This window comes from Runella salmonicolor (genome assembly GCF_024158025.1).
GTDB lineage: Bacteria > Bacteroidota > Bacteroidia > Cytophagales > Spirosomataceae > Runella > Runella salmonicolor.
Window position 1 is genome coordinate 1033799 of sequence record NZ_JAMZEL010000001.1, and the last position, 22149, is coordinate 1055947.

General features: G+C 43.4%; 19 protein-coding genes. 4 read left to right on the forward strand and 15 right to left on the reverse strand.

Annotation, left to right across the window (positions count from 1 at the left end):
• The 3 genes from NCI00_RS04280 (at position 1) to NCI00_RS04290 (ending at position 1619) form a co-directional block, all read left to right on the forward strand.
• The gene (locus NCI00_RS04280) at positions 1-909 is read left to right on the forward strand and encodes a dihydrodipicolinate synthase family protein (protein ID WP_253525356.1); all 909 of its coding nucleotides are present in this window, start codon (positions 1-3) and stop codon (positions 907-909) included.
• A gap of 57 nt (positions 910-966) precedes the next feature.
• Positions 967-1200, forward strand: a complete 234-nt coding sequence (locus NCI00_RS04285) for a hypothetical protein (protein WP_253525357.1) — start codon at positions 967-969, stop codon at positions 1198-1200.
• Between the two features lie 152 nt (positions 1201-1352).
• Positions 1353-1619 carry a hypothetical protein gene (locus NCI00_RS04290; protein ID WP_253525359.1) on the forward strand — a complete coding sequence of 89 codons (267 nt, stop codon included), beginning with the start codon at positions 1353-1355 and terminating at the stop codon, positions 1617-1619.
• 105 nt (positions 1620-1724) lie between these two features.
• Here NCI00_RS04290 and NCI00_RS04295 read toward each other — a convergent pair whose 3' ends face one another.
• From NCI00_RS04295 to NCI00_RS04320, 6 genes are all read right to left on the reverse strand, one after another.
• Positions 1725-3887 carry a polysaccharide lyase family 8 super-sandwich domain-containing protein gene (locus NCI00_RS04295; protein ID WP_253525362.1) on the reverse strand — a complete coding sequence of 721 codons (2163 nt, stop codon included), beginning with the start codon at positions 3885-3887 and terminating at the stop codon, positions 1725-1727.
• Positions 3888-3968: 81 nt separating this feature from the next.
• A complete protein-coding gene (locus tag NCI00_RS04300; RefSeq protein ID WP_253525363.1) occupies positions 3969-5603 on the reverse strand; it encodes a zinc-dependent metalloprotease in 1635 nt (544 codons plus the stop codon).
• Between the two features lie 102 nt (positions 5604-5705).
• Entirely contained in the window at positions 5706-7433 is a 1728-nt protein-coding gene (locus NCI00_RS04305) for a tetratricopeptide repeat protein (protein WP_253525365.1), read from the reverse strand.
• A gap of 68 nt (positions 7434-7501) precedes the next feature.
• Positions 7502-7693 carry a hypothetical protein gene (locus NCI00_RS04310; RefSeq protein ID WP_253525366.1) on the reverse strand — a complete coding sequence of 64 codons (192 nt, stop codon included), beginning with the start codon at positions 7691-7693 and terminating at the stop codon, positions 7502-7504.
• A gap of 48 nt (positions 7694-7741) precedes the next feature.
• Positions 7742-8467, reverse strand: coding sequence for a hypothetical protein (locus NCI00_RS04315; RefSeq protein WP_253525368.1), 726 nt, complete (start codon positions 8465-8467; stop codon positions 7742-7744).
• Between the two features lie 63 nt (positions 8468-8530).
• Positions 8531-9688 carry a DmpA family aminopeptidase gene (locus NCI00_RS04320; RefSeq protein ID WP_253525370.1) on the reverse strand — a complete coding sequence of 386 codons (1158 nt, stop codon included), beginning with the start codon at positions 9686-9688 and terminating at the stop codon, positions 8531-8533.
• Between the two features lie 306 nt (positions 9689-9994).
• On the opposite strand from NCI00_RS04320, the gene NCI00_RS04325 reads away from it, so the two are divergent.
• The gene (locus NCI00_RS04325) at positions 9995-11203 is read left to right on the forward strand and encodes a neutral zinc metallopeptidase (RefSeq protein WP_253525372.1); all 1209 of its coding nucleotides are present in this window, start codon (positions 9995-9997) and stop codon (positions 11201-11203) included.
• Between the two features lie 243 nt (positions 11204-11446).
• On the opposite strand, the gene NCI00_RS04330 is transcribed toward NCI00_RS04325, so the two are convergent.
• From NCI00_RS04330 to NCI00_RS04370, 9 genes are all read right to left on the reverse strand, one after another.
• On the reverse strand, positions 11447-12952 hold the full coding sequence (locus NCI00_RS04330) for an agmatine deiminase family protein (protein WP_253525375.1): 1506 nt from the start codon (positions 12950-12952) through the stop codon (positions 11447-11449).
• A gap of 78 nt (positions 12953-13030) precedes the next feature.
• Positions 13031-14098: a DUF3500 domain-containing protein gene (locus tag NCI00_RS04335; protein ID WP_253525377.1), complete on the reverse strand. Its 1068-nt coding sequence runs from the start codon at positions 14096-14098 to the stop codon at positions 13031-13033.
• Between the two features lie 85 nt (positions 14099-14183).
• Positions 14184-16340 (reverse strand): molybdopterin-containing oxidoreductase family protein, encoded by a 2157-nt coding sequence (locus tag NCI00_RS04340; protein ID WP_253525379.1) that lies wholly within the window; start codon positions 16338-16340, stop codon positions 14184-14186.
• A 53-nt stretch (positions 16341-16393) separates the two neighbouring features.
• Positions 16394-16828, reverse strand: a complete 435-nt coding sequence (locus tag NCI00_RS04345) for a WG repeat-containing protein (RefSeq protein WP_253525381.1) — start codon at positions 16826-16828, stop codon at positions 16394-16396.
• A 31-nt stretch (positions 16829-16859) separates the two neighbouring features.
• Positions 16860-17375 (reverse strand): nuclear transport factor 2 family protein, encoded by a 516-nt coding sequence (locus tag NCI00_RS04350; protein WP_253525383.1) that lies wholly within the window; start codon positions 17373-17375, stop codon positions 16860-16862.
• 38 nt (positions 17376-17413) lie between these two features.
• The gene (locus tag NCI00_RS04355) at positions 17414-17962 is read right to left on the reverse strand and encodes a YceI family protein (protein WP_253525384.1); all 549 of its coding nucleotides are present in this window, start codon (positions 17960-17962) and stop codon (positions 17414-17416) included.
• 3 nt (positions 17963-17965) lie between these two features.
• Positions 17966-19525, reverse strand: a complete 1560-nt coding sequence (locus NCI00_RS04360) for a hypothetical protein (RefSeq protein ID WP_253525386.1) — start codon at positions 19523-19525, stop codon at positions 17966-17968.
• A 258-nt stretch (positions 19526-19783) separates the two neighbouring features.
• On the reverse strand, positions 19784-20899 hold the full coding sequence (locus tag NCI00_RS04365; RefSeq protein WP_253525387.1) for a tetratricopeptide repeat protein: 1116 nt from the start codon (positions 20897-20899) through the stop codon (positions 19784-19786).
• Positions 20900-21110: 211 nt separating this feature from the next.
• Positions 21111-22019: a dioxygenase family protein gene (locus NCI00_RS04370; RefSeq protein ID WP_253525388.1), complete on the reverse strand. Its 909-nt coding sequence runs from the start codon at positions 22017-22019 to the stop codon at positions 21111-21113.
• Positions 22020-22149: the final 130 nt, after the last annotated feature.

Consider the following 22149-nt stretch of genomic DNA (forward strand, 5'->3'; position numbering starts at 1 on the left):
ATGAAAGAACTCTTGCCGGTTTCGGGTATCATTACCGTTTTGAATACGCCTTTTGATGGGCAAGGTCGGGTCGATGAAGCTTCGTTGAGACGCAATGTGCAATATGCTTTGGCGGCGGGCGTAGCGGGTTTTTTGGTGCCAGCGATGGCGTCGGAGGTGTATTCGTTGGCAATAGCGGAGCGTTTGCGCATGGTGGAAATCGTGACGGAGGAAGTGGCAGGACGCGTGCCAATTTTTGCGGGGGCAGGCGAACGCGACGCCGTTCGGCAACAGGAAATGGTGCGGCAATACGTGCAAATGGGCTGCCGTCATGTGCTTTTTCAAATTCCGTTTGAGAACGAAACGCAATTCAAAAAGCAGTTTTATGACTTGGCTGCCCTCGGTCCCGAAATCATCATGTTGCAGGATTGGGATGCCAACGGCGTGGGTCTTTCGGATGCGCTTATTTGGGAACTTTTCAAGGAAGTAGACGCCTTTCGCAGTCTGAAAATTGAAACCGTTCCTGCGGGTGTGAAGTACAGCCGTATTTTAGAATTGACCGACGGAAAGCTGCATTTAAGCGGCGGTTGGGCCGTAACGCAGATGATAGAGGGCCTGAAACGAGGCGTTCATGCGTTTATGCCCACGGGCATGCACCTGATTTATACGACGATTTACCGGTACTTCAAAACGGGAGAACTCGAAAAAGCGGAAGCCTTGTTTTATCGGTTGCTCCCCGTGTTGAGTTTCTCCAACCAACACCTTGATATTTCGATTCATTTCTTCAAACGCCTTTTGCACCGTCAGGGGATTTACAGCACGCCCAATACGCGGGCGGCGCTTTTGCCGTTTGATGCCGTTCATGAGCAAATCGCAGAGGCGCTGATTGAGCGAGTGATGACGATGGAAGCGGAGTTGAGGGAAGGGTAATTGGTATTTGTAAAGTACTTTTCTGTTATCTTTGATAAAGAATAAAACAGTAAAAGTATGTCAACTTTAGAATTGAAAGCGGAGATTCATAAGAAAATAGATGCCTTGGACAATGTTTCCGAACTGATTGACCTCAATCTGTCTTTAGATTGGTTTATGCAGCAAAAGTTGACAGATGAGGAAAAAACAGTCTTGGAAAGATTAAATCAGGCCAAAAAAAGTGCAGATGAAGGGACTGGTATTTTGCACGCTGACGTAATGAAAGAAGCAAAGCAATGGCTAAAAAGGTGATTTGGCAATCCGACGCAAAAGAGGATTTTAGAGCGATTGTCAATCCTACGCCCTTGGTGGTGTTTTCACCGCCAAGTTTTTCAGGTCAATAAGAGAAAGAGTTGAGGGTGAAAAACACCTTCAACAGCGTTAAACAACGGAACACCTTAGAAATGAAAATGACCCGTGAGCAAAAGAATCTTTTGCAACTAATTGATGAACTTCTTTGGAAGGAGTGGGATCCAATTGGAATAAATGATATGGAAGAAGCAAGAGATGAATACCGAAGTTATGCCTTACATATTTTAAGTTTAAAAATTCACGGGGCTGATAAAGTAAAAATGGCTAGCCACCTTTTTAATATTGAAACCGTTAGCATGGGTTTAGGTGGTAATTATAAGCACTGCGAAGAAATTGCAGATAGGATATTGAATCTTTAGCAATATTGTGTGATGATGTTTTCACCGCTAAGTTTTTCAGGTTAATAAAAGAAGGAGTTGAGGGTGGAAAACACCCTAAACGGCGCTACGGCGCTGAAAATCTCCCTACAATTTTACACCCACACTTTTGCCCGCATAAACTCCCTGCGGCAAGTCCACCACCAATAAAGTAGTATTTTGTTTGCTGTCCGGGACGGAAAAATAGCCTTCTCCTTTGGCGGTGTAAATGCCCGGCATGGTGAGGGTTATGCGTCCCAATTTCCGGGAAGGATCGGCGAGGGTGAGTTCTTTCAGTCGATTGCCGTTCATTTTGAGCATTGCCATACCTTGGCTGTCCATTTTCAGTTTTGAACCTTTGGCAATTTCGACTTCGCCGTTCTTATAAAAAGCCAATTGAATGATGCCTAAGTTAGTGTGTTTTACGGCCTGTAAATCAGGCGTGTTGGAAAGGATTTCGATGGAACGATTCGCGCTACCAGCCAATTGTTGCTCCGACACATTGGGCACCACAATGTATTGGTAAGACGCGCCGTTGGGTTTGTTCCCGTGATTGAACCACAATTTAAACACGTCTTCTTTGACTACTTCGGTGCTGATGTTTTTCTGGTCAGTAATATCTGACCAACGCCCCGTTTCTGGCTGATTGGACAGGTTGATGGTGGTGGGCTCGGGGAAAATGTACCCTACTTTGTCGTGGTAAACCCATTTCACCTTTTCGGCCACTCGGTTACCTTGCGGGAGGGTCTTTTTTGTGCCGTCCTGCATGACGGTTACGTCGCTTCGCATCAATACCTGATTAATGGTGGTGGCTACGGGCAGATCGGGCTTTGATTTGATGTCGGTGCCGAGACAAACGTATTCTTCGTCAAAAAAGAACCACGATTTTTTGGCTTCAGTCATGTCGTGCGGACTTTTGAAATCAAAGGCTACGGCTCCGTACAACCCATCGGTCACGGCGCCTACAAAGTTCGTCAACCCTTCTTTCTGAATATCTTCCGGACCGTACAATTTGGCCTTTTGCATGATAGTAGTGCCCGATATTTTTTGCCAATCATACACTGCCCAAATGTTGTGGTATTCGTCGCCTTTGAGCATCAGGTAGTTGGTGCCGTCGGCGCGGTGGTGGGTGGTTTTGCCTGGGCCGTTGTAGGGCTCTTCCATGTTGCGGTTGCGGGTAGAAAACATCCGGACGGTGGTATAAAACCCGGGCCGCTGAAACACAAAATGCTCGGTTTGCCAGAAGAATTTGGCGAACGATTGAGAAGGTTTGGCTTCTCCTTTGCGGAGCCGAATGATTTCTTCTAACTCTTTTTTACGGTAATCGGTACTGACCAAAACTCGTTCGATTTCGAGGGTGCTTTGCGGCTGAAAAAAAGCTACTTTCTGGGAAATACTGCGGTTTTTTACGCTGATGTCTTCGTAGACTCCGTATACCATTTGTTTGTAAATCCCGTCCAAATAATAGTCTACGAGTTGGTTTATTTTTTCTTTGGAAAACTGATACTTGGTGCCAGCCACATAAAACGACCACTCGCCGTACGCGTTGGCATATTTGCCGTAGCCGTAGGAGGAGGTATTATTGACGCGATCGACGCGATGGTGAAAACTGTAATCGTGCTGAATGCCGCGCTCGCCCGTCGCAAATTTCATTTCGCCTTCAATGATTTTGATGATGTTGTCAAACTCCTTCGCATCTCCCCTGAAGAGCAAATTTTTGGCCAGAATCCCTGCAATCACGATTCGGTCGCCGCTTTGACGGGCACCCGACGCACTCATATTGGCCCGACCAATCATGGGTTGGGCTTTTTCTACCAAGTCTTTGGGCAGTTCATCCCCTATGACCAACATCAGATTGCCCAAGTTAGTGGGCGTCGTGATTTGATTGTCGTGCCAGTTGTCGCCCACAAAATCATTTTTTACCCAATACTCCAACCCTTTCGTTATCAGGTCTTTGACTTTTTTATTTTGATAAAAAGCGGAGGTTTTGGTTTTATAGGCTTTGGCCAAATACACCAGATCGCGGGTGTGGCCTCCGTGCGGAAAGCTCGCGGTTCGGCTGAGGTCGGCGTAGTTGATTCCCTGAAAACTGCCGTCGTCGTTCATCTTGGCGATGATGGCTTCTATGGCCTTATCGCTGACGTTGTTGCTCATCAATTCGGTGACGATTCGCCCTTTGATGGTTTCTAAATCTTTATTTTGGGCGTGGCAAAAAGTGGCAAACACGCTACCAAACAGGACCATCAATAATGCCTTGATACGTAGTTTCATGGTGGATAAACTGGAGGATTAGGGTTTCATTGGCCGTAAGAAAGCAGACCTTCTAATGAAAAAGAAGGCTTGCTGACAAACTTACTTGACCACCTTATAAACCTTTGACGCACTGGCATTCAGTTGGATAAAATAGTTCCCCGAGTTCCACGAAGCGGCATCTATGATGTGATGGTTTTTGGGCGTCGCAATTCGCAGTATTTCCCGCCCCGTCAGGTCATAAATGACGACACTTTGCGGAGTCAGGGTTTTTATAGACAATTGGTTAAAAAACGGATTGGGATAGATAGAAACATTCTCGTCCAAAGGATCATTTTCCAAACCCGTTATGCTTACCGTAACAACATTAGAGGTAATGTTTTTTTGCCCCCGTTGATGCACCCGAAAGTACGCCGTTGTTCCCATAGGTAACGAATATGCTAAGGTTTTTTGATAGGAAGAAACACCCGCTGAGGGAAATGTGCCGATCGTAGCCCACGTTTTTTGCGCATCTACACTGTGTTCAATCACAAATGAATCTCCTATAGCATCGTAATTGGTTTGCCACGCCATCGCTAGGCTGTCTTTCTTTACCTCATACCTTAAGTTGATGACCGCACATTGAGCAAGCAAATTTTGGGTTTCCAACCGACCCAATGTTCCGTTAATCGTTTCTTTACTTTTGGGACTCCAACTAGCAGCTCCGTATTGAGGAAACATTACATAACCCGAAAATTCGTCATGACCTGCCCCAAAAGCATGGCCTAATTCGTGCGCAAACAGCCACCTTGTTTGAGCGGCATCTGGAAAGTTTTTCAGCACCACCGTTCCCATTCCAAACTCATTTTGCCCCCCTCCCCCGTATCCCCAAGTGCTAAGTTCATTGGGTGTATTTCCAAAGTTTATCCCCGTGATTCCCGCCAAAATCAGCGATTTATGTTTTTTCCAATCAGCGGGTTTTGGCCATGAGTTATGAAATTCTCCCCAAACCGTAGCCAGCGATTTACGACTGTCAGTGGTCCAAGGGGAATTCATTTCGTTGGTCTGAATCACCTGACCGATTACAATGAACGAAATGTTGGCGTTAAATACATAGGGGCCCCATATTTCTTGGGCAGCGGCCAATTTCAGAAGATTATCCGCCTCAACTTCAGCTCGGTTTTGATTCAAAAAACGATAGTGGGCGTAGTCACACACAAAGCCTACTGGAAACTCATAACAACCGCTCAAAAGCCCCACCCCAACTCGGGCAGACGCGGAGGTTTTGGCCACTGGTTGATGGTCGTGGTTACAGGAATAACCTAACGCTCCGTTTGGGCTCATTTTTTGGTAAGAATACAGCGAGTCATTCGATTTTTCCAAACTGACCAAATCACCGTCTTCGACCATCAATAAACCATAAAATTGGTGGTCAATAGCCGTTACATAGTATTTTTGGCCATTATCCGTTGCTTCAAAAAAATCCACCTTGCTTGGTTCTTGCCCTTCCGACGTAAAAATGTGATCATATTCTTTGAGCCGACTGGGTTTCAGGGTTAAGTTGAGCGTTTTTTGGGGTAATTCAATACGTAGTTTTTGGGTAACACCCTGTCCAGTTTGCTCAATTCTACCGCGCCCAAAGGGTTGTTCAGTGCCGTTTTTTAACGGATTTTCCGGCACAAACCGAATCGTCGTTTGTGCTTTTGCTAATGTAGCAACCCACAAAAAAGCAGATGTTATTAAAGTGACAATTTTCATAGATTTAGCTCCCCGTATTAAACATCATAAAACGATGGGTTAGTCACCAAGTACGATATCAGTACCTCAACACAAAGCTGCGGACTTGGTATATCTAATCTGTCACTTTTTCTTGGCTATTGTATAAATGCCCTTATCGCCGTACTTGCTGGCTTCTTTTAACTTGATTTCCAAGTCCTTGATTTTGGCGGGGTCGTTTTTCTGGACATATAAGTTGAGCATAGCATGATAAACGTAGGCACTAATGGGAAATCTTTTGAGCAGTGAATTGTAGCTTTCAAGGGCTTTATCCCATTGGCCTGCTTTTTCGTGTGTTCGGGCGAGGCTCACGGCCACTGGTCGCGCATACAGTGGAGGTTCGCCGTAGCCTAACTCCAATTCTTGCTTTTGGGCTTTTTCCAGCAACTTTATCGCCTGTGTATAATTGCCCTCCTCACTTTCGATGCAACCTTGTAGCTCCAAAGAAGCCGTATTCAGCGGGTTTTGTAGCCATTTGCTCAGGGTACTGTCTTTTCCCGCTTGTTTTTCGTTGCGCCACAAAAAAGCGTCTAAACTATTGGAGAACTGGGTAGCTTCATTGAGTTTGCCTTTTGCAAGGGCATCCATGCCTCTGCAAAAGAGCAACAAGCCATTTTTAAAATCCATGTTTGACACACTATAAACGGTATCTTTATCGAGAATTTTCTCCAACTGCGCTACGGCTTTGTCCCAATACCCAAACGCCATTTCCATTTTAGCAGGCGCCAGTATGCCTTGTTGAAAAAACGTACCGTCGTAGGCTTTTTTACGCTCTTTGGTCACGGGCATACTTTTTAGTTTTTCGGCATAATAAAGCCCCTCATTGTGCCTCCCATCGTGAACACAATTGTTGATTAAATAATTGATATTGTGGATATAATTCCAGTTGTCTACTTCCTGAATGCCCTCGTTTTTCATGTAAGCCGAATCCACTTTTACCGCCGCCACAAACGAATCGTGGGCTTTTTTGTAATCTCCCACTCGGTTGTAAATATGCCCTGGCATGTGAACGATGTGACCAGAGGTAGGGGCGAGAGAGGTCAATAAATCGGCACTTTGCAGGGCCTTTTCGGGGCAACAATGCTCCATCTGATGAATCCAATAGTGATGAAAGGCGTGGTTGTTGGGTTCGGCTCGTTGTATATCTCGTAACAGGTATTCACTGTAAATCATACCATCGTTGGGATTCAAATCGGTATCAAAACCACTCATTTTGCCTAAGGCCAAAAACAACTTAGCATCAATATCATCGGGGAATTTATGGACAATCATCTCGTACTTTTTGAGCATTTCTGGATAGGCTTTTTCTTTGAGCGAATCGTCCAAAAGTGCCAGTTCGGCATACAGTTTTTCGTGTTCGTTGGCGGTTTTGAGTAGCTTTTTCAATTGTTTTACGGCATTTTTTTTCTGACCTGTCAGTACGCTGTCTTCCTCAGGGCCAGGGGTTTGGAGTAGTCCCCAATACGGCATCACGGCGGTAGAATCCTGCCGAATGGCTTCTTTGAAGGCACGGTAGGCCTCAAAATCCCAAAAATCGTGCAATAGGTTAAGTCCTTGATTGAAATACTGTTGTGCTTTTTCGGATTTGGTCTCAATCTTCATTTTTGAGCCCCCGATTCCTGTCATCAATTTGGGGCTTGGGAGGTTGTGGATATAAAAGTTTTGTTTTCGTGATGCCTGCATGTGGGCGAGGTGATTATGGCTGTTTTTGGTATCGTCCACGTGGTGGTCGTGTTGAGCGTAGGCATTTGTGTTGGCGGTGAATACACAGCCAACGGCAAAGCAAAAAAGGAGCAGGGTAGAGTTTCTCATATTGGATTTATTTTACGACAAATACTAATACATTCGTTATCAATGGGTTTGAGTAGATAGCGCTACCGTCAACCTCGTCTCTGATAGTTCTCCATAAAACCCAAAGTATCTTTTAATTTTTCAAATCCAGAACTACCTTTTAAGCCATATTCTAATGCTATTGCTATGGTAATTTCGTATTTTAAGCTATCAATTAATTTTCTGTTTTGGCTAAAACCAAAACTACTTATGAGGGCGAGAAAGAAGGCTAGGGTTTTCATCATCCGTTGGTTTTGAGAGATAATTTAATAGTAAATTCCGAACCCTCATTAAACTACATGAAACCACTCACAGAACGATTGCCAAAAAGGGTATTTGTAAAAGTTGAGTACCGAAAAATGGTAGAGTAGTAAAATGACTAAGGCAACCGGAAAAATATTCCACCGCTTATTTGAGCGAATATCCCAAATACTCAACCCCACCAAAATAAGGTCGGCCATCAGAAACCCGATGACGGGAACAACGGGCATTCTGTCAATGGTGGGTACATAGGCAACTAACGAAGGAATATAATTGCCAATGATGCGGTCGGTGATGGGTGTAAACATCGGAAACGCCGTACAAATCATGTAGCGGGCGTGGATGTTGGCTTTGCGTTTATGATAAATGGCCAACCCATAAAAAATCAAATACGCGATTAGCGCATTGACCACCAACGCCACGAAAAAATAACCTGTGCTTCCAAGCTGTTCAAACTTTGATAAACTGTATTTGAGTAAGTCCAGTGTGGTAAATACCAATATCGGTACCAGCAGATACGAGAATTTTCCGAGTGTTCTATGAAGTCGCACTTTTTTAGTCCGTATCAAATACGGCTGAATGATGAGTATAACAAGCCACATGATAAGGGCCATGCCGTGGGTGTGCATACGGTAGTTTTCTTGGTCAAAAATTCTGGTAAAATAGGAGTTCCAGAAACCCACAATCGCACACAAAAAGAAGACGATAAAGAAAATAATGATGTAACGGTAATTGATGGATTGGGTTGGTTTCATTGTTCGTGATTTTTAAGATTTAGGCATCATAATCCATTGCATAAACCTCGACCAGAAGTTGATTTATTTTACTCTGTTATACTTTTTCAATACATCAATCACCGTTTTGTGCGGCAGGGCATAGGCTTTATTTCCGTTGATGCCTTCCATTGTTTCAGCGGCAACCATGGCGTTGATGATGGCTTCTTCGGTAGCCTGCACAGTGGCTTCAAATAAAGGATTAATTAACTCGTTGGGCAATTGGTCTACTTTTGTGAAATTCTCACGCTGAAATGCTGCGGGATTGGCGGTCGAAAACGCAATAAAAATATCGCCTGAACCATTTTCACCCCGGCCCCCTACTTTGCCTACGCCAATAGGAACCCGCGCCGAGATTCTTTTTAACTGATGCGGTAGCAGTGGTGCATCAGTTGCCACCACAACAATGATGGAGCCATCGCCAGGTTGGTAGGAAGGAGGCGCATTGAACTCGTAGTTTAGAGTGTCTTTCAACTCCTGTCCTATGGATACTCCCGCAATGGTGAAGTTTTTTTTGCCACCAAAGTTGGATTGAACCAAGACGCCTACCGTATAGGTAGAGTCTTTAATTTTGACAATTCTGGAAGAGCTACCCGTTCCTCCTTTAAAACCCAGACACATCATACCCGTACCACCGCCTACATTACCTTCTTGTATTACGCCTGATTTGGACGTATTTAAGGCTTCGAAGGCATGTTTTTCTTCGACATGAAATCCGTAAATATCATTTAAAAAACCATCGTAAGTTTCGGCCACGACGGGATACGTGTACCAAAAATCTTCTTTATACCAACCCGTTTTTACATACCATTTCAAGACCGCATCCCGCACTACACCCACGCTATTCGTGTTGGTTATCATTATCGGCCCTTCTAAAAAACCTGATTCGGTGATCCAAGTAGTACCGGTCATTTCACCATTGCCATTCAATGAGTACCAGTTGGCAAATACAGGTTTATTATTTCGTCCTCTTGGCAATATAGCCGTAACGCCCGTTCTTATAGGTCCTTTGCCGCGTATATTCTTACCTTGACCAGAAATAATGGTGCTATAACCCACCTCCACGCCTTTTACATCCGTGATGGCATTGAATTTTCCCGTTGTACCTTCAAAAGGAATTCCGATTTCTCTCGCGCGTGGTTTTTGGGCGAAACTGAAGGATTGGCTCAATAAGGAGACTACGAAGAACAAAATAATTTTCATGATTTATGATTCAATATATAGAAGGATTATTTGTAATTAGGCATTGGTTACCAAAACAATTCAAGAAACTGACAATAAAAAAAACAAGCATCTTTTTTGGCTCCGGCAACTGCTTTGCGTTTGTTGAAATTGAAAAAAGGTTTGCGAATATTTATATTTATCCCTTTTGATTTATTCTGTATACCTACGGGCAATTATAGACCCATTCTGTTTATTTATCCCAATACAACCTTTAAATAAAACCAAGTTGACGATTATAATGTTTTTTTGGTATATTAGCAAATCATAAACCTTTACTACAAAAACATGAAAAAGCTACTAGTACTTTCAATGGTCTCGCTCTTTTTATTGACAGGATGCGAAAGAGAATCCTCCTTAAATGTTACTGAAAACAACACTACGCAGGAAGCTAATTTAACATTGGCAAAAGAAAGATTAAATGCCTTAATTAAAGAAGGCAAATTGGTTCCTAAGTTTGGTTCGGCTTTAGCAAAAACGGCCCCCGGAGCTTCAAATGCGCGGGCTGGGGTTCAATCATCTATTTGGTCAAAAACCGCTGATTATACTTATTACCAATCTTTGGTACAAAGGGCAATTAATCCTGATGACTATGAGTGCGGACCGACCGAACTTGATGGATATATTCCATCGCTTATTGTGGGTTGGACAAGTAGTGACTTTTTCTTATACAATAACTTCGGTGATTTTGCTTTTTTGGAAGCCTATTTTCTAGACAATACCGATGGTGGAGATTCTTTTGGTACAACTGGGCAGTTTACCAACGTGACCAACCGTGTTTTTAAAGATTTAAAGCGATTCTGGAATATTCCGACCGATATTCAAATTGCGGATGCCCACGGAACAGTCTATAATAATGTACCTCTAGTGGTAACATTGGTTAAGACATTTTTTACGTATAATGGAGGGCCTGTTCCCGACGATATCGCCTTAGATTTAGCATTGACATTGCAAGCGGTATTTGGCTCCCCTAAATTTCATTATTTTAACAATCCTTTGTTGACGTTTAATGCCTTTGCTTCGACTGCTGAGCCTGCTTACGGTCTTCCCAAAAAAATTGTAATGGGCGATGGCATTCAACAGGCGTATGCTGATCTGGGCTACAGTGATGTGGCCACACAGGCCATATTGGCTCACGAGTATGGCCACCATGTGCAGTTTGCTCAAAATGTGGATTTTGGCAATAGCCCTGAAGGAACCAGAAGAACGGAATTAATGGCCGATGCCCTCTCTGCTTATTTTCTTACTCATAAACGCGGAGCGGCTTTAAATTGGAAAAGAGTTCAAGAGTTTTTGGGTGTTTTTTATTCAATAGGAGACTGTGCATTTGACAATGATGGACATCATGGTACGCCAAACCAAAGAATGAAAGCGGCTGAATTTGGTTATCAACTTGCCAATCAGGCTCAAAAACAAGGCCATATATTAACAAGTGAAGCGTTTATTGCTCTATTTGATGCCGAACTTCCCGTTCTTATCGCACCTGATGCCGATTAATTAATCCCTTATATCCTTCAGAGCAGATTCCAAAATCCGCTCTGAAGGATAATCAATATAGGCAGTATTTCGGTGATTTAATTATCGTATCTGCCAAACTGAGAAGTTAAAGGGAATTTTATGGTTTCGTTTAATAAAACATCTCCACTCAAAAAATACCCCAAAGCCAGCCTAGCTGCTGAATAACGAGCATCATAGACGAAAATGGAGGTGCGCCCAATTCAACGTTTTTGGAATACGTGGTTATCGCTCTACCGTATAAAACCCAATCGGTGCAGTGCGGGGCATGGTTTCTGTTTTGCCCGATTTTGAGGCCGCTGAGATGTAATATTCGATGGTTTTGTTGGAGGCGTTGGCTGGAATGGTAGCCGCAAAATGCGTGTCAATGTCGGTCGGTTTGAGGGCTTCTTCCTTCCAGTTTTGTTCTCCTTTCACGCGCCAATACAACCTCTGGGCTTGCGTCTCCAACCCTTTTTTGCTATAATCTATAATGGTAGCATACACAGTCAAAGGCTCGTTGCGTGCTACTTGCACGGGCAACCTTTTGACCGTGAGGTAAAGCATCTGACTGTCCCACACCGCACGGGTGCGGCAATGTAGCGCATCGCCAAAGTTCCAGCCGTAGCCTGATTTGTAGTGTTCTTGCATGGCCTTCGAGACCACGGGTTCATCTTTCAAAGCAAAGGTAAATCCTTTAATGGTGTAGCCTGGCATGGCTTTTTGCCACGTTTGGAGAGCTGCGCTGTCTTCTTTGATTTGAAACAGCGGTACATAGATGGTTTTGTTGACAATAATCGAATTGGTATACGCCGCCAATTGTTCTTTGTCGTAGCGGCCCGTTTTTATTCGGATGATTTGGTAAGGGCGACCATAGACGGATTTCAATTTTTTCAATTCATTCTCAACGATGTTTTCATAAATGGCATACAGCTCATGGTCGGTGGGTGGTTGGGCCACGAGTATGCGTTCTTCGTCTAGGAGTTTCATCAAACAGTCAAGGTGTTGGATGCCCCGTTTTTCAAAGTTGGGAAGAATGTGGTACTTACCAAATCCAGCTAATTCTTTGTTGAGACGAAAGAAATTGTCTTTAGAAACCCCGTAAAACTTGTTCTCATTCAGCAAGATACAAGAGGAAAACGCCGTGCCGAGCCCATCGGTCAGGACGTTGCCACCCGTGGTGATAAAGGGTAAGTCCAACACCCCGATATTCAAGCCTTTGGCCAGTGGCAGGGTGGCGTTGTCGTCGGTTTCGGTCTTGATGATTCTGTTTTCTTGGTCTTTGTAGATAAATTCTAAAGAATCATTACAACCTATTTTGGTGTTTGGGGTGGCAAAGATGTACTTGCCGTCGCCGAGTTTCATGGTGCCATCGGGCGTAAAAATGGCGCTTGGCCCCCAGTCTCTCGTCCACCAAGCGTCTATGCCTTGCGGAGCTTGTACAAATGTATTGTTGGCAGCCGCAATGCCCCATTTGTCGTAGCATTTTTGGGCTTCGATTTTGGACGAGTCGTTGGCGACCAACGTATAAAGGTGATTGTCTTTGGCCAATTCTACCACCAATTTGTACGGCACGCACAAAGGCCACACTACCATCGTGCCTTTGGCAGGTTCCCATTCGGCGGCGGTTCGGTTGGTGTTGGCTTGGGTGTAGTAATTATCAACAAGGCTCGACGGGTGATTGCTTTGCTGACTTGTACAGGCTGACCAAAGACATAAAAACAGTAATAGGATAGATTGAGATTTCATCATCCTGCTTTTGTAAATAAGTGTAGAACAAGTTTAGGAAAGCCGATTGCAAATCCAGATGAGTAAAGGTTGTATCAAAACTCAATGTTTGGATGCTTTGTAGTGTTGGTGCAAAATATCCTCGCCAAAATCGTTGCCTTTTTCACGAAGAATGGCGTGAATATGATTGCCATCATTTTGAAAGCCTACGTTGTCATATTCAATCAAAAAATCAGGCCCATGGATGATGTAATAGTGGGGTTTGTTGTTGTCGAGGCTCCCTATCCAAGCAAAATACACCTTTTCGATGCCCGATTTCATGATTTTCTCCATCAATTGATGGGCTTTGTCGTGTTCAAAATTATGGGTATATTCTTGAATCAATAGTTTGAAAATCGTCATTTGCGTTTCGTTCAACTCTTTAGCCGCAATGCCGTAGTATCCCTCAATACGCTGCTTGGCCTGCGGTGAAGTGATGATGTCTTTAGGAACATCTTGTTTCAAAATAGCAACCGCTTTTTGGGCATCCGTAAGTGAGTTTATGAACATAAATCCGTAGTCTTCTTCTTTGCTCAGCACCCGCAGACCCGAATATTTTCCAAACTTAACTTCGGAGGGGTCGGTACCAATGAAATAGGGCGACATGGTGATGTTCTTGCCGTCGGAAGTGAGGCTCAATGCCATGTGGTGTCCCCCAAAATTGAGTCCCCAAGGTGCTTTGGTGTCGGGTTTGCCCCAGATGGAAACAAAATAATTTCCGTAAGCCCATTTAAAATCCTGCATCCGTTTCAGGAGTTTTTGGTCAATTTTGCCTTCATCAAAAGACTGTTGATAAAGTGAATTTAAGATGTCGTCCAAGGCCATAATACTGGTGGTTTTCAAATATCCCTGCGAACTGAGCATGGCCGAAAGCACCCGATGAAAAGCCAATCTACTTTTGTCAGAAAGCGAGCCGTAGGCAATACCCGGCCGAGGCACCAGACCCACGGGCAGGTTGGTCCATTTGTGGCGGAGGCTGTCATTGAAAGCATACACCGTCTTTTTCATCTCGTCGGCACTGAGCGTATTAAGAAAAGAATTTACGGTTTGGACAAGGGGTTGATTGGCTTGACAAAAGCCTTTTAATGTCACAATAAGACTCAAAATGAGGACTTTAAAAAGTATTTTCATTAGGAAAAAGGTTTAGGAGTAATTGGCTTACTTGGCATACCAAGGTAATAGAAAATTATTCAAGATAATGAAGGAATTAATGTTTTCAAACCTTCACCACCTCTACTCGGGCTTCTTGGAGGGCGGCGCTTCCGCCCATATCGGTCAGTAGGTCGTGCGTGAGGGCGTTGGCCGATGAGCCGCCTTTCATCAACGACGACCAAAAACCTTGGGGCAAACAAACTACGCCTTTTCTCACTTTATTTTTGATGCGGGCGGTCAGATACACTTCGCCTCGTTGGTTGAAAACTTTGAGTTCGTCGCCATCCGCGATGTTCCGCAGTTTGGCATCGGCTTCGTGGATGTCCAAATAAGGCTTCCCCTCCTTTTTAGTGTGTTTTTCGTGGTTGGCACGGGTGCTGTTCAAGAAATTTTTGGTGGATTTGACGGTCAATAAATGCAACGGGTATTTTGCCAAATCTTCTGCCGAATACGCAAAAGGAACATAGTCGGCGATGGGTGGATTTTGGCCCGCATCGTACAGCTTGCATTTACCGCCCAGTTTGCCAAAATTACCTTCGGTGTGGGGCATCCATTTTTCGGGTATATTTAATTTGGCCCATCCTGTTTTTCGGAGCGATTCAAACGTGATTCCTTTCATGTAGGGCTTGTCGCTGTCCAAAAGGCTTTTCACAATGTCCAAATCGGCATGATACAGGTACTTTTCCGTGAAACCCATTGCTTTGGAGAGCAGTCTAAAAAACTCGGTGTTGGGTTTTGATTGCCCCAAAGGTTCGATGGCCGGTTCGTTGAAAGTCAGGTAAGGCGTTCCGTAGGAGGTCAAAAGGTCCCAGTTTTCGAGGGCCGTGGTGGCTGGAAATACGTAGTCGGCATAGCGAGCTGTGTCGGTCAGGAAGTGTTCCAAAACAATGGTCAATAAATCTTCCCTTTCTAAACCCTTTACCACCAAGTTTTGATTAGGCATGGTGACGGCGGGATTTGAGTTAAACACAAAAAAGGCATGAATGGCGGGGCTTAAGTCTTTACTAGTTAGGGCTTTGCCCAGCTGCACCATGTTTATCTTTCTGGTCTTTTTGTTTTTCAGTTCTTCGGGTGTATCAAGAAGTTGGTAGTTGAGGGCATCGCCAAAAAGTTCATAAGTCATGTTCATCAGCCCACCGCCCAACTGTTTCCAAGCTCCCGTGAGGGCGGGCAGCATGGCAATGGCCCGGGCAGCACTGGCCCCGTTTGCTTGGTGCTCAAGGCCAATCAAGACCCTGATGAGCGAGGGACTTCCTTTGGCGTATTCGCGGGCCAATTGGGTGATGTCTGTTTCGTCGAGGCCCGTTATTTGAGCCACGGCTTGGGGCGAATACCGTTCTACGTGCTTGGTTAGTTCTTCAATGCCTGTGGTGTACTTGTCAATATAATCTTGGTCTTGCAGTTTTTCGTTTAAAATAACGTGGATAAGCCCCAGCGCCAATGCGGTATCGGTGCCTGGCAGCGGTTGAATGTGCCAATCGGCCTGCATGGCAGTTTGCGATTGAAACGGGTCAATGACCACCAACTTTGCACCTTTTGCGCGGGCTTTTTCAATAATCGTCCATAAATGCTGATTGGAATGAACGGGGTTTGTGCCCCACAAAACAAGGTATCGGCCATGAATGATGTCTTCGGGTAATACGCCCGTGGTTTGGCCGTTGGTCGCCATGATGCCGGCTTCCACGGCTCCACCGCAGATGCTTCGCTCCAATTGAGTAGCCCCGATGTGGGCAAAGAAATTATCCCCTGCACCGATTTGTACTTTGCCTTCGTTGCCTCCGTAACTAAACGGCAAAATTGCCTCTCCGCCCTTTTCTTTGATGATTATTTGCAGTTGGGCGCTGATTTCCGCAATCGCTTTTTCCCACGTAATTTCTTCAAACTTTCCTTCACCTTTTTTACCGATTCTTTTCAAAGGATGAAGCAATCGGTTGGGAGAGTAGGTGACGTCGGTGGGATAATTGGCCATTTTGTCGCAGAGTTTTCCTGCCGTAAAAGGGTGCTCGGCAGGAGCTTTAAAATCGGTGACTTTGTCGTTCTGGACAGTTACCTGCCAACTGCACGAGTCGGGGCAGTCCAAACAACAAGCTCCATTGACTGTTTTGGCGGCGTTGGCATCCGAACAAGCAGAGTTTATGAGTGGAAGAAGCCCAAGACCAACAGCCCCTTGTGTGCTCATTTCAAGGAAGTTACGGCGGGTTATTTCTTTAGAAGCAGTCAAATTTTCAAGGGTTTAGTAAGATTTAATGACGAAGTTTGATTAAAAATTAACGGCTATTTTTTTGCCCCACTTTTATCCACGTATTCCCAGGCATCGCTCACCCAGCTACGGTTTTCACCCTCTTTGACGGTTTGACATTGGTTGCTCACTTTGGCTTTGCCGTTTTCGAAAGGATAGGCGCAGTCAAATTGAGGCTCGATGACGATTTCATAAGTTTTGGCATCAGCATAACCAATTTTGCCGTTTTTTACCACCCTTATCAACCCCTCCGACGGGTAATCGGGGCCGTTGTCATAAACAAATACTGCGTAGAGCGCCATTTTTTTGCTGTCCATGATGACCCATTTGCCATCGCTGACTTGCTCCATCACCAATGAGTCGGTGACGGTCTGCTTTTCTTCCTTATCGGTGCTTGAAGTACAAGCGGCCCCCGTGAGTAATACCCCAACAAGTAGCGATAATAGGACGTGATGAAGTGTTGTTTTCATAAATTGATTTATTGTTTTGAAAAGGAAATGATTACTTCAAAGCATCCCATTCTTCTTTGGCAGCCTTAGATTTTTGGTATTCCATCAAACATACCCACTTGTCGCCTTGCTTTACCAACAATGCTTCTAAGTGTGTATAACTCTCGGCAATGAGCTTGCCCGTGCTATCGTGGGAGGTGAAATAGAAAATCCCTGTTTCGTGAGCCGTAGTTTCGCCGCCTATTCTTTGTGAAAAACGAAACTGAACGTTATCCATCTGCTTCCCGTTTTTGGTATCAAGAAAACCCTGTTTCCACCCAGCCAATGCAGCCGTCATAGGTACTGAATACTTATTTTTTCCTGAGGTAGTCACCAAGACGGCATTCTCGTGGCAAGTAGCTTTGTAGCCCTCAAAATCACCTTCTTTTACCGTTCGGGATATTTCCTTCCAATAGCTCTTGTCTATTTCGGCTATTCGCAGAGCGTCTGTATTAGTTTGGCCTATCACTTTTGTGGTTGCTATACAGGCAAGAAAAATAACGGTTGGGAAGAAGGCCTTGCTTTTCATAAATATTTGATTTTATTGGTTAAAAAAATGAAGTGCTATCAATTAGTACCCCGACTTGTACCAGCCCAAATGTCAATTTTAACGGTATCAGATAAGACAATGCTTTTTTCACCCAAACCAAAGTCCAAGCGATTCAGCGAAAATGTTCCCTTGAATTCTGCTTTGCGGTTGGTTTGTTTGAACATAAATGGTATCACAATTTCCTTCGTTTGTCCTTTGAGTGTAATGGCGCAATAGGCATCAAAACCGTTTTTTGATTGTATTATTTTTTTGCTTTCGATTTTGATGGTTGGATATTTCTCAATGTCAAAATAATCCGCTTTTTTCAAATGTTTGTCCCGCAGTTTGATGCCAGTGTGTATGGTTTCGGGCTTGGCTTCGGCTACAAAAAGACTTCTGTCTAATTTGTTTTTTGAGAATTTGATTTGGGCAGTTATTCCTGTCATGCTACCCTCTACGTCAAGACCTGCGTTTGAAATGTAAAAGACAAGGCGGGTGGAATCAATTTTCCAAGAATCTTGACCAAAAACCCAGTTTGATGCGAGGGTAAAAAGCGCTATATAGCCGATTATTAATTTAAATTTCATCTTTTAAAGCGTTTTAAGAAATGCTATCAATGCTGTTTTTTCCTCTTTTGTGATATCCATTCCAAATTCATGTCCTTTTATTGCCATTGTTTTGGCGAAGGCGGGTTTAAATCCAGTAGGAACATAATCATCGTCAAGTCTTCGTTTGTCGAGCCAATCTTCCAAAGTCGCTACATTGCCACTATGCCCAAATGGACTGCGATACCAAACGCCTAATAGTGAAGGAACTTTGTAATATCCTGTACCACGCCTTGTATATAAGGCTAATTCAGGATTGGTTTCGACTGAAACATCAAAAATGTCGTATGATTTATAATGACTTGCAGGGGGGGTAAAACCATCAACGGGTGTTAATTTATTGTTTGTATAGAGTGGTGGTGTGTGGCAGGTAACACATCCTTCCCGTTTAAAAACCAATTCACCTTTTTTAACCAAATCTGGCGGAAATGAATTTGGGTTTTTAGGTGCTTTTAATGAATACAAATATTTCCCCAAAGCATATAATTGCATTTCAGAATAGCGGTCAGAGCATCCTAAAAACGGCGCCTTGCCAACTTCGGGTAAGGTCTTGAAATCAGTAGCGGCGGGTATATAACCATTATAACTATTGAGCATATCCAATAATTGGTTAAATGCTGCATACCGCATTATATCGCCAATATTGCGGTGCATCATCAATCCCGTATAATCAAGATATTTCCTGTCTTTGATGCCGATTAAGTCAGGAATATTTGTTGGCTGATTATAATTTGAACCATGCCTTATCATTACACCCGATGGGATTGCTTTTAAGTAAGCGATAATTCTGGCTGCACTAATGGTATCAAGTTCAGTTTGAGAAGAATGACTAACCCAAGGTGCTTTTTGCAACATATTCCTGCCAGCTCTCATTCCTTCATCAAATTCTTTCAACTTTTCCTTAGGCAATGATTTTAATGCGTTTTCAGCACCAAATCCATCTATTTTATCCAAAGGGAAATTTCCTTGTGCCCCCTTTATAGTTGTACCATCTGGCATTACCCGAGTGTGGCACATGGCACATGAAAAAACGCCAACCTTAATTTTTGATTTTTCATCAACCACGTAGGAATAATACGGAAATGTTTTTTTAGAAATAGGAATTTCGGCATTTTTGATAGATGCTTTAAGCTCCGTAAGAAAACTATCTGAATAGTCAAACGTGGCTAATGGTGCACTAAACACTTCTTCACCTAATCGAATTAGGTCTTGTTCCGTTTTGGGTTCGTTTTGAAATATATCAACAGGGTCAAGCGATTTTAGCGAATCTATATATTTTCGATTTGCCTCCGTATCATCTGTTAAAAGTATGGGGTAGCTTTTAAAAATTTTTCTCTCGGGAAGTTTGTAATAATACTCCTCTGAAATGGGTGTAACTGATACCGCCGCATCCGTTGGGGGAAGCATAAACTTGGTAATTTCAGCTATATCCCAAGTTTTCGGAATGTCAAAAGAGGCTGATTTCAGTTGAAATCCAAGAATAGCAGCAGTACTTACAGCAATAACTGATAGGGCCGTACTTCTTAAAAGTGTTCTTCTTTTCATTGTAGAAGGGGTTTATTCTTAAAAATTGAGAAATCACTTCGCTGAGGATTGTGCAATCGTTTTGGTGATTGTTAAAAAAGTAAGAAGTAGGGTTGTCAGAAAAAAGATATTTTTTTTCATTTTAAAATTGATTTTTTGATTGAAAATAGCGAAAATGCTGAGAGGACGGTGGTTACTTGGTCGTTGTGACAAAAACACCAAGTCCCCATTTCATTCAAGACTTGCTGAGACGGGTAGCCTTTTAATTATTGATGCTTGTCACAAGCCAGCTTTATTTGTAAGTTCCTTAAATCTTTTATCACTTCTGATACGTTGCCAACGAGGGTCATGGTTGAGCCAAAGCAACCAACCATGAATACCATCGCCATCTTCCACAACTCTGTTGAGCCACATAAACGTGTTGTCGAAATCACCAAGTGCTTCATAGACTCCAGCTATTTGATATTTCACCACATGTTCACCTCTTCCAAACCTGTCTAATAATTCTTGAAGTGCCTTTTTTCCATTTTCAATGTCACCGGCCTGAACATAGGCACGGGCAAGATGGCCTACACCACCCGCATCACCTTGTAGCGATGGTGTGGCAAGTTTACTTTCTTCCAAAGCTTTGTCGAACTTTCCAAGCTCTGCCAATGCAAGCCCTTTATAAAAATGAAGAACTGCACCGCCAGGATTACGGGCAATAAGACTATCGCTATAATTAATAACCCAATCGTAGTCATGTGCCATAAAACGCATACGTGTGGAGTTGTAAAGGATGCTTCGTCTTGTCACACTGTCGGCATCGGCAAGGGCTTTTTCTCTTACTTTATAAGCTTCGGTAAAATTGTTTTGCGCTGCCAATAAGATGGCATATTCAAATCTTATCCACGCATTTTTAGTGTCTACTTTTAAAATTCGCTCCAGAATTTCTCTTGCACAGGTATAGTCGTTCTGTAATGCTATTTTCCCCTCTGCTATTCCTCTGAGTCCCGTAACACTGTGAGGATTTAAAGAAAAGGCTTTAAAGAAATATTCCAACGATTTTTCACTTCCCATTTTCTTTTGCATACCTGCAAATCTCGGTGCTGAACCGTAAATGTCACTCAATGTATAGTAGGCCCTGTCATTGGTTGTATCTGCGGCTATGGCGCTTTCAAGTATTTCAATTATTTCCCCAACACTCTCTTTAGTAAGGGGTAAATATTTTTTCCTTGTTTCAATCAAAGAATCAGAACGCATTCGTTGTGGGGAGAGATTCACCTCATTTGTCAACTTAGGTAGATTAGTAGGACATTCAGATGGGAATCCTTTTGGCAAGGGCTTTTGTTGTGCAAAAGTGTATAGGCTTGAACAGCCTATAAAAACAATTAGAGAAATGATTAATTTTTTCATTTTGAAAATTGGTTTTTTGATTGAAAAATAGTTATCACCTCTCAAACCCTACTTGACTCAACATCATCAAGTCGCGCCCCGTGGCAGCCTTGTCGTTTTTACAGATAAACATAGACATCATACTTGCCCGTTTGTGGCTTTATCGGTTGCAATAAAAGGTTGTAGTTTTTTGTGGTAGTATCGGGCGTGGGCGACCCGATAGTTCTCTCCATCACTTCCCTTTCACCGATACTGTTGTCTCCTTCTCTCCTTTCTCATTGGTAAAATTTTCCATCATTTTTACGGCACCAGAAGGCATAACTTCAAAAACAAAAGATAATTGATACTTGGGTGGCACCCCCGATATTGTGAAAGTGTTGTTAGTGATGTATTCTAAATTCATCCCGAAAGGCATACCATTTGCTTTGTCGCCTTTTATCCATAATTGTTTGTCTTTTTTGATAAGTTCGGTTTTTTTATTCGCATCTTTTTCATTCACATAAATGCCAATCAAACGGTCAAGTGCAGCAGGTTCTGCGGCGAGTTTTTTAGCCATACTAACATCAAAAGATACTTTTTTGCTTCCATCTTTCAGATTTTGGACTTCCAGAATCCTTCTTTTGGCGGTTGGAGAAGCCGAACCACTATCCTTTTCAAGCCAAGGGTCGCCCGTAAAATAAAGTTGAGTCACTAATGGCTGATAGCCTTCGGCAGAAATCATCAGGTGAAAATGCGCTGGTCGGTAGTTGTCGCCCTCACCGTAAGGAACCGGCAAAATGGTTTTGAAAGAGTAATTACCTTCATTATCAGAATAGAGCGTACCTCGATATTTAAAATCAGCCGATTCGTTGTCATATACGCCGTTGCCGTTGCAATGCCAAAGTTCTATTTTGGCGTTTTTGTAGGGTGTGATGCAATCGTCGTGTTTGATTTTGCCGAATAATTCAATCGGGGCGCCTTTTTCGCCTTTAATGACGAGGCTGCTCCGAACTGGGCTGTCGGGGCGGTAAAATGGGCCTAAAACATCGGAGGTTGTTTCGCAGTCGCCCACGTAGCGGTCGCCTTCTAAACGTACAAAGCCAGTAGCCGATACCGCAACGGCTGATAAAGCCGAGGTTTTCAAAAATATCCTTCTTTTCATTGTTGTCAATTGTTTTATCGTTAAAAAATGGGGAAAGTTTTGAGCGATTTTTATTTTTTAAAAGGCTGCATTTGCCAATACGTCAAACTTCGCCAGAGCCATTCTAAGTGGTGATTTCAGAAACGAGTGC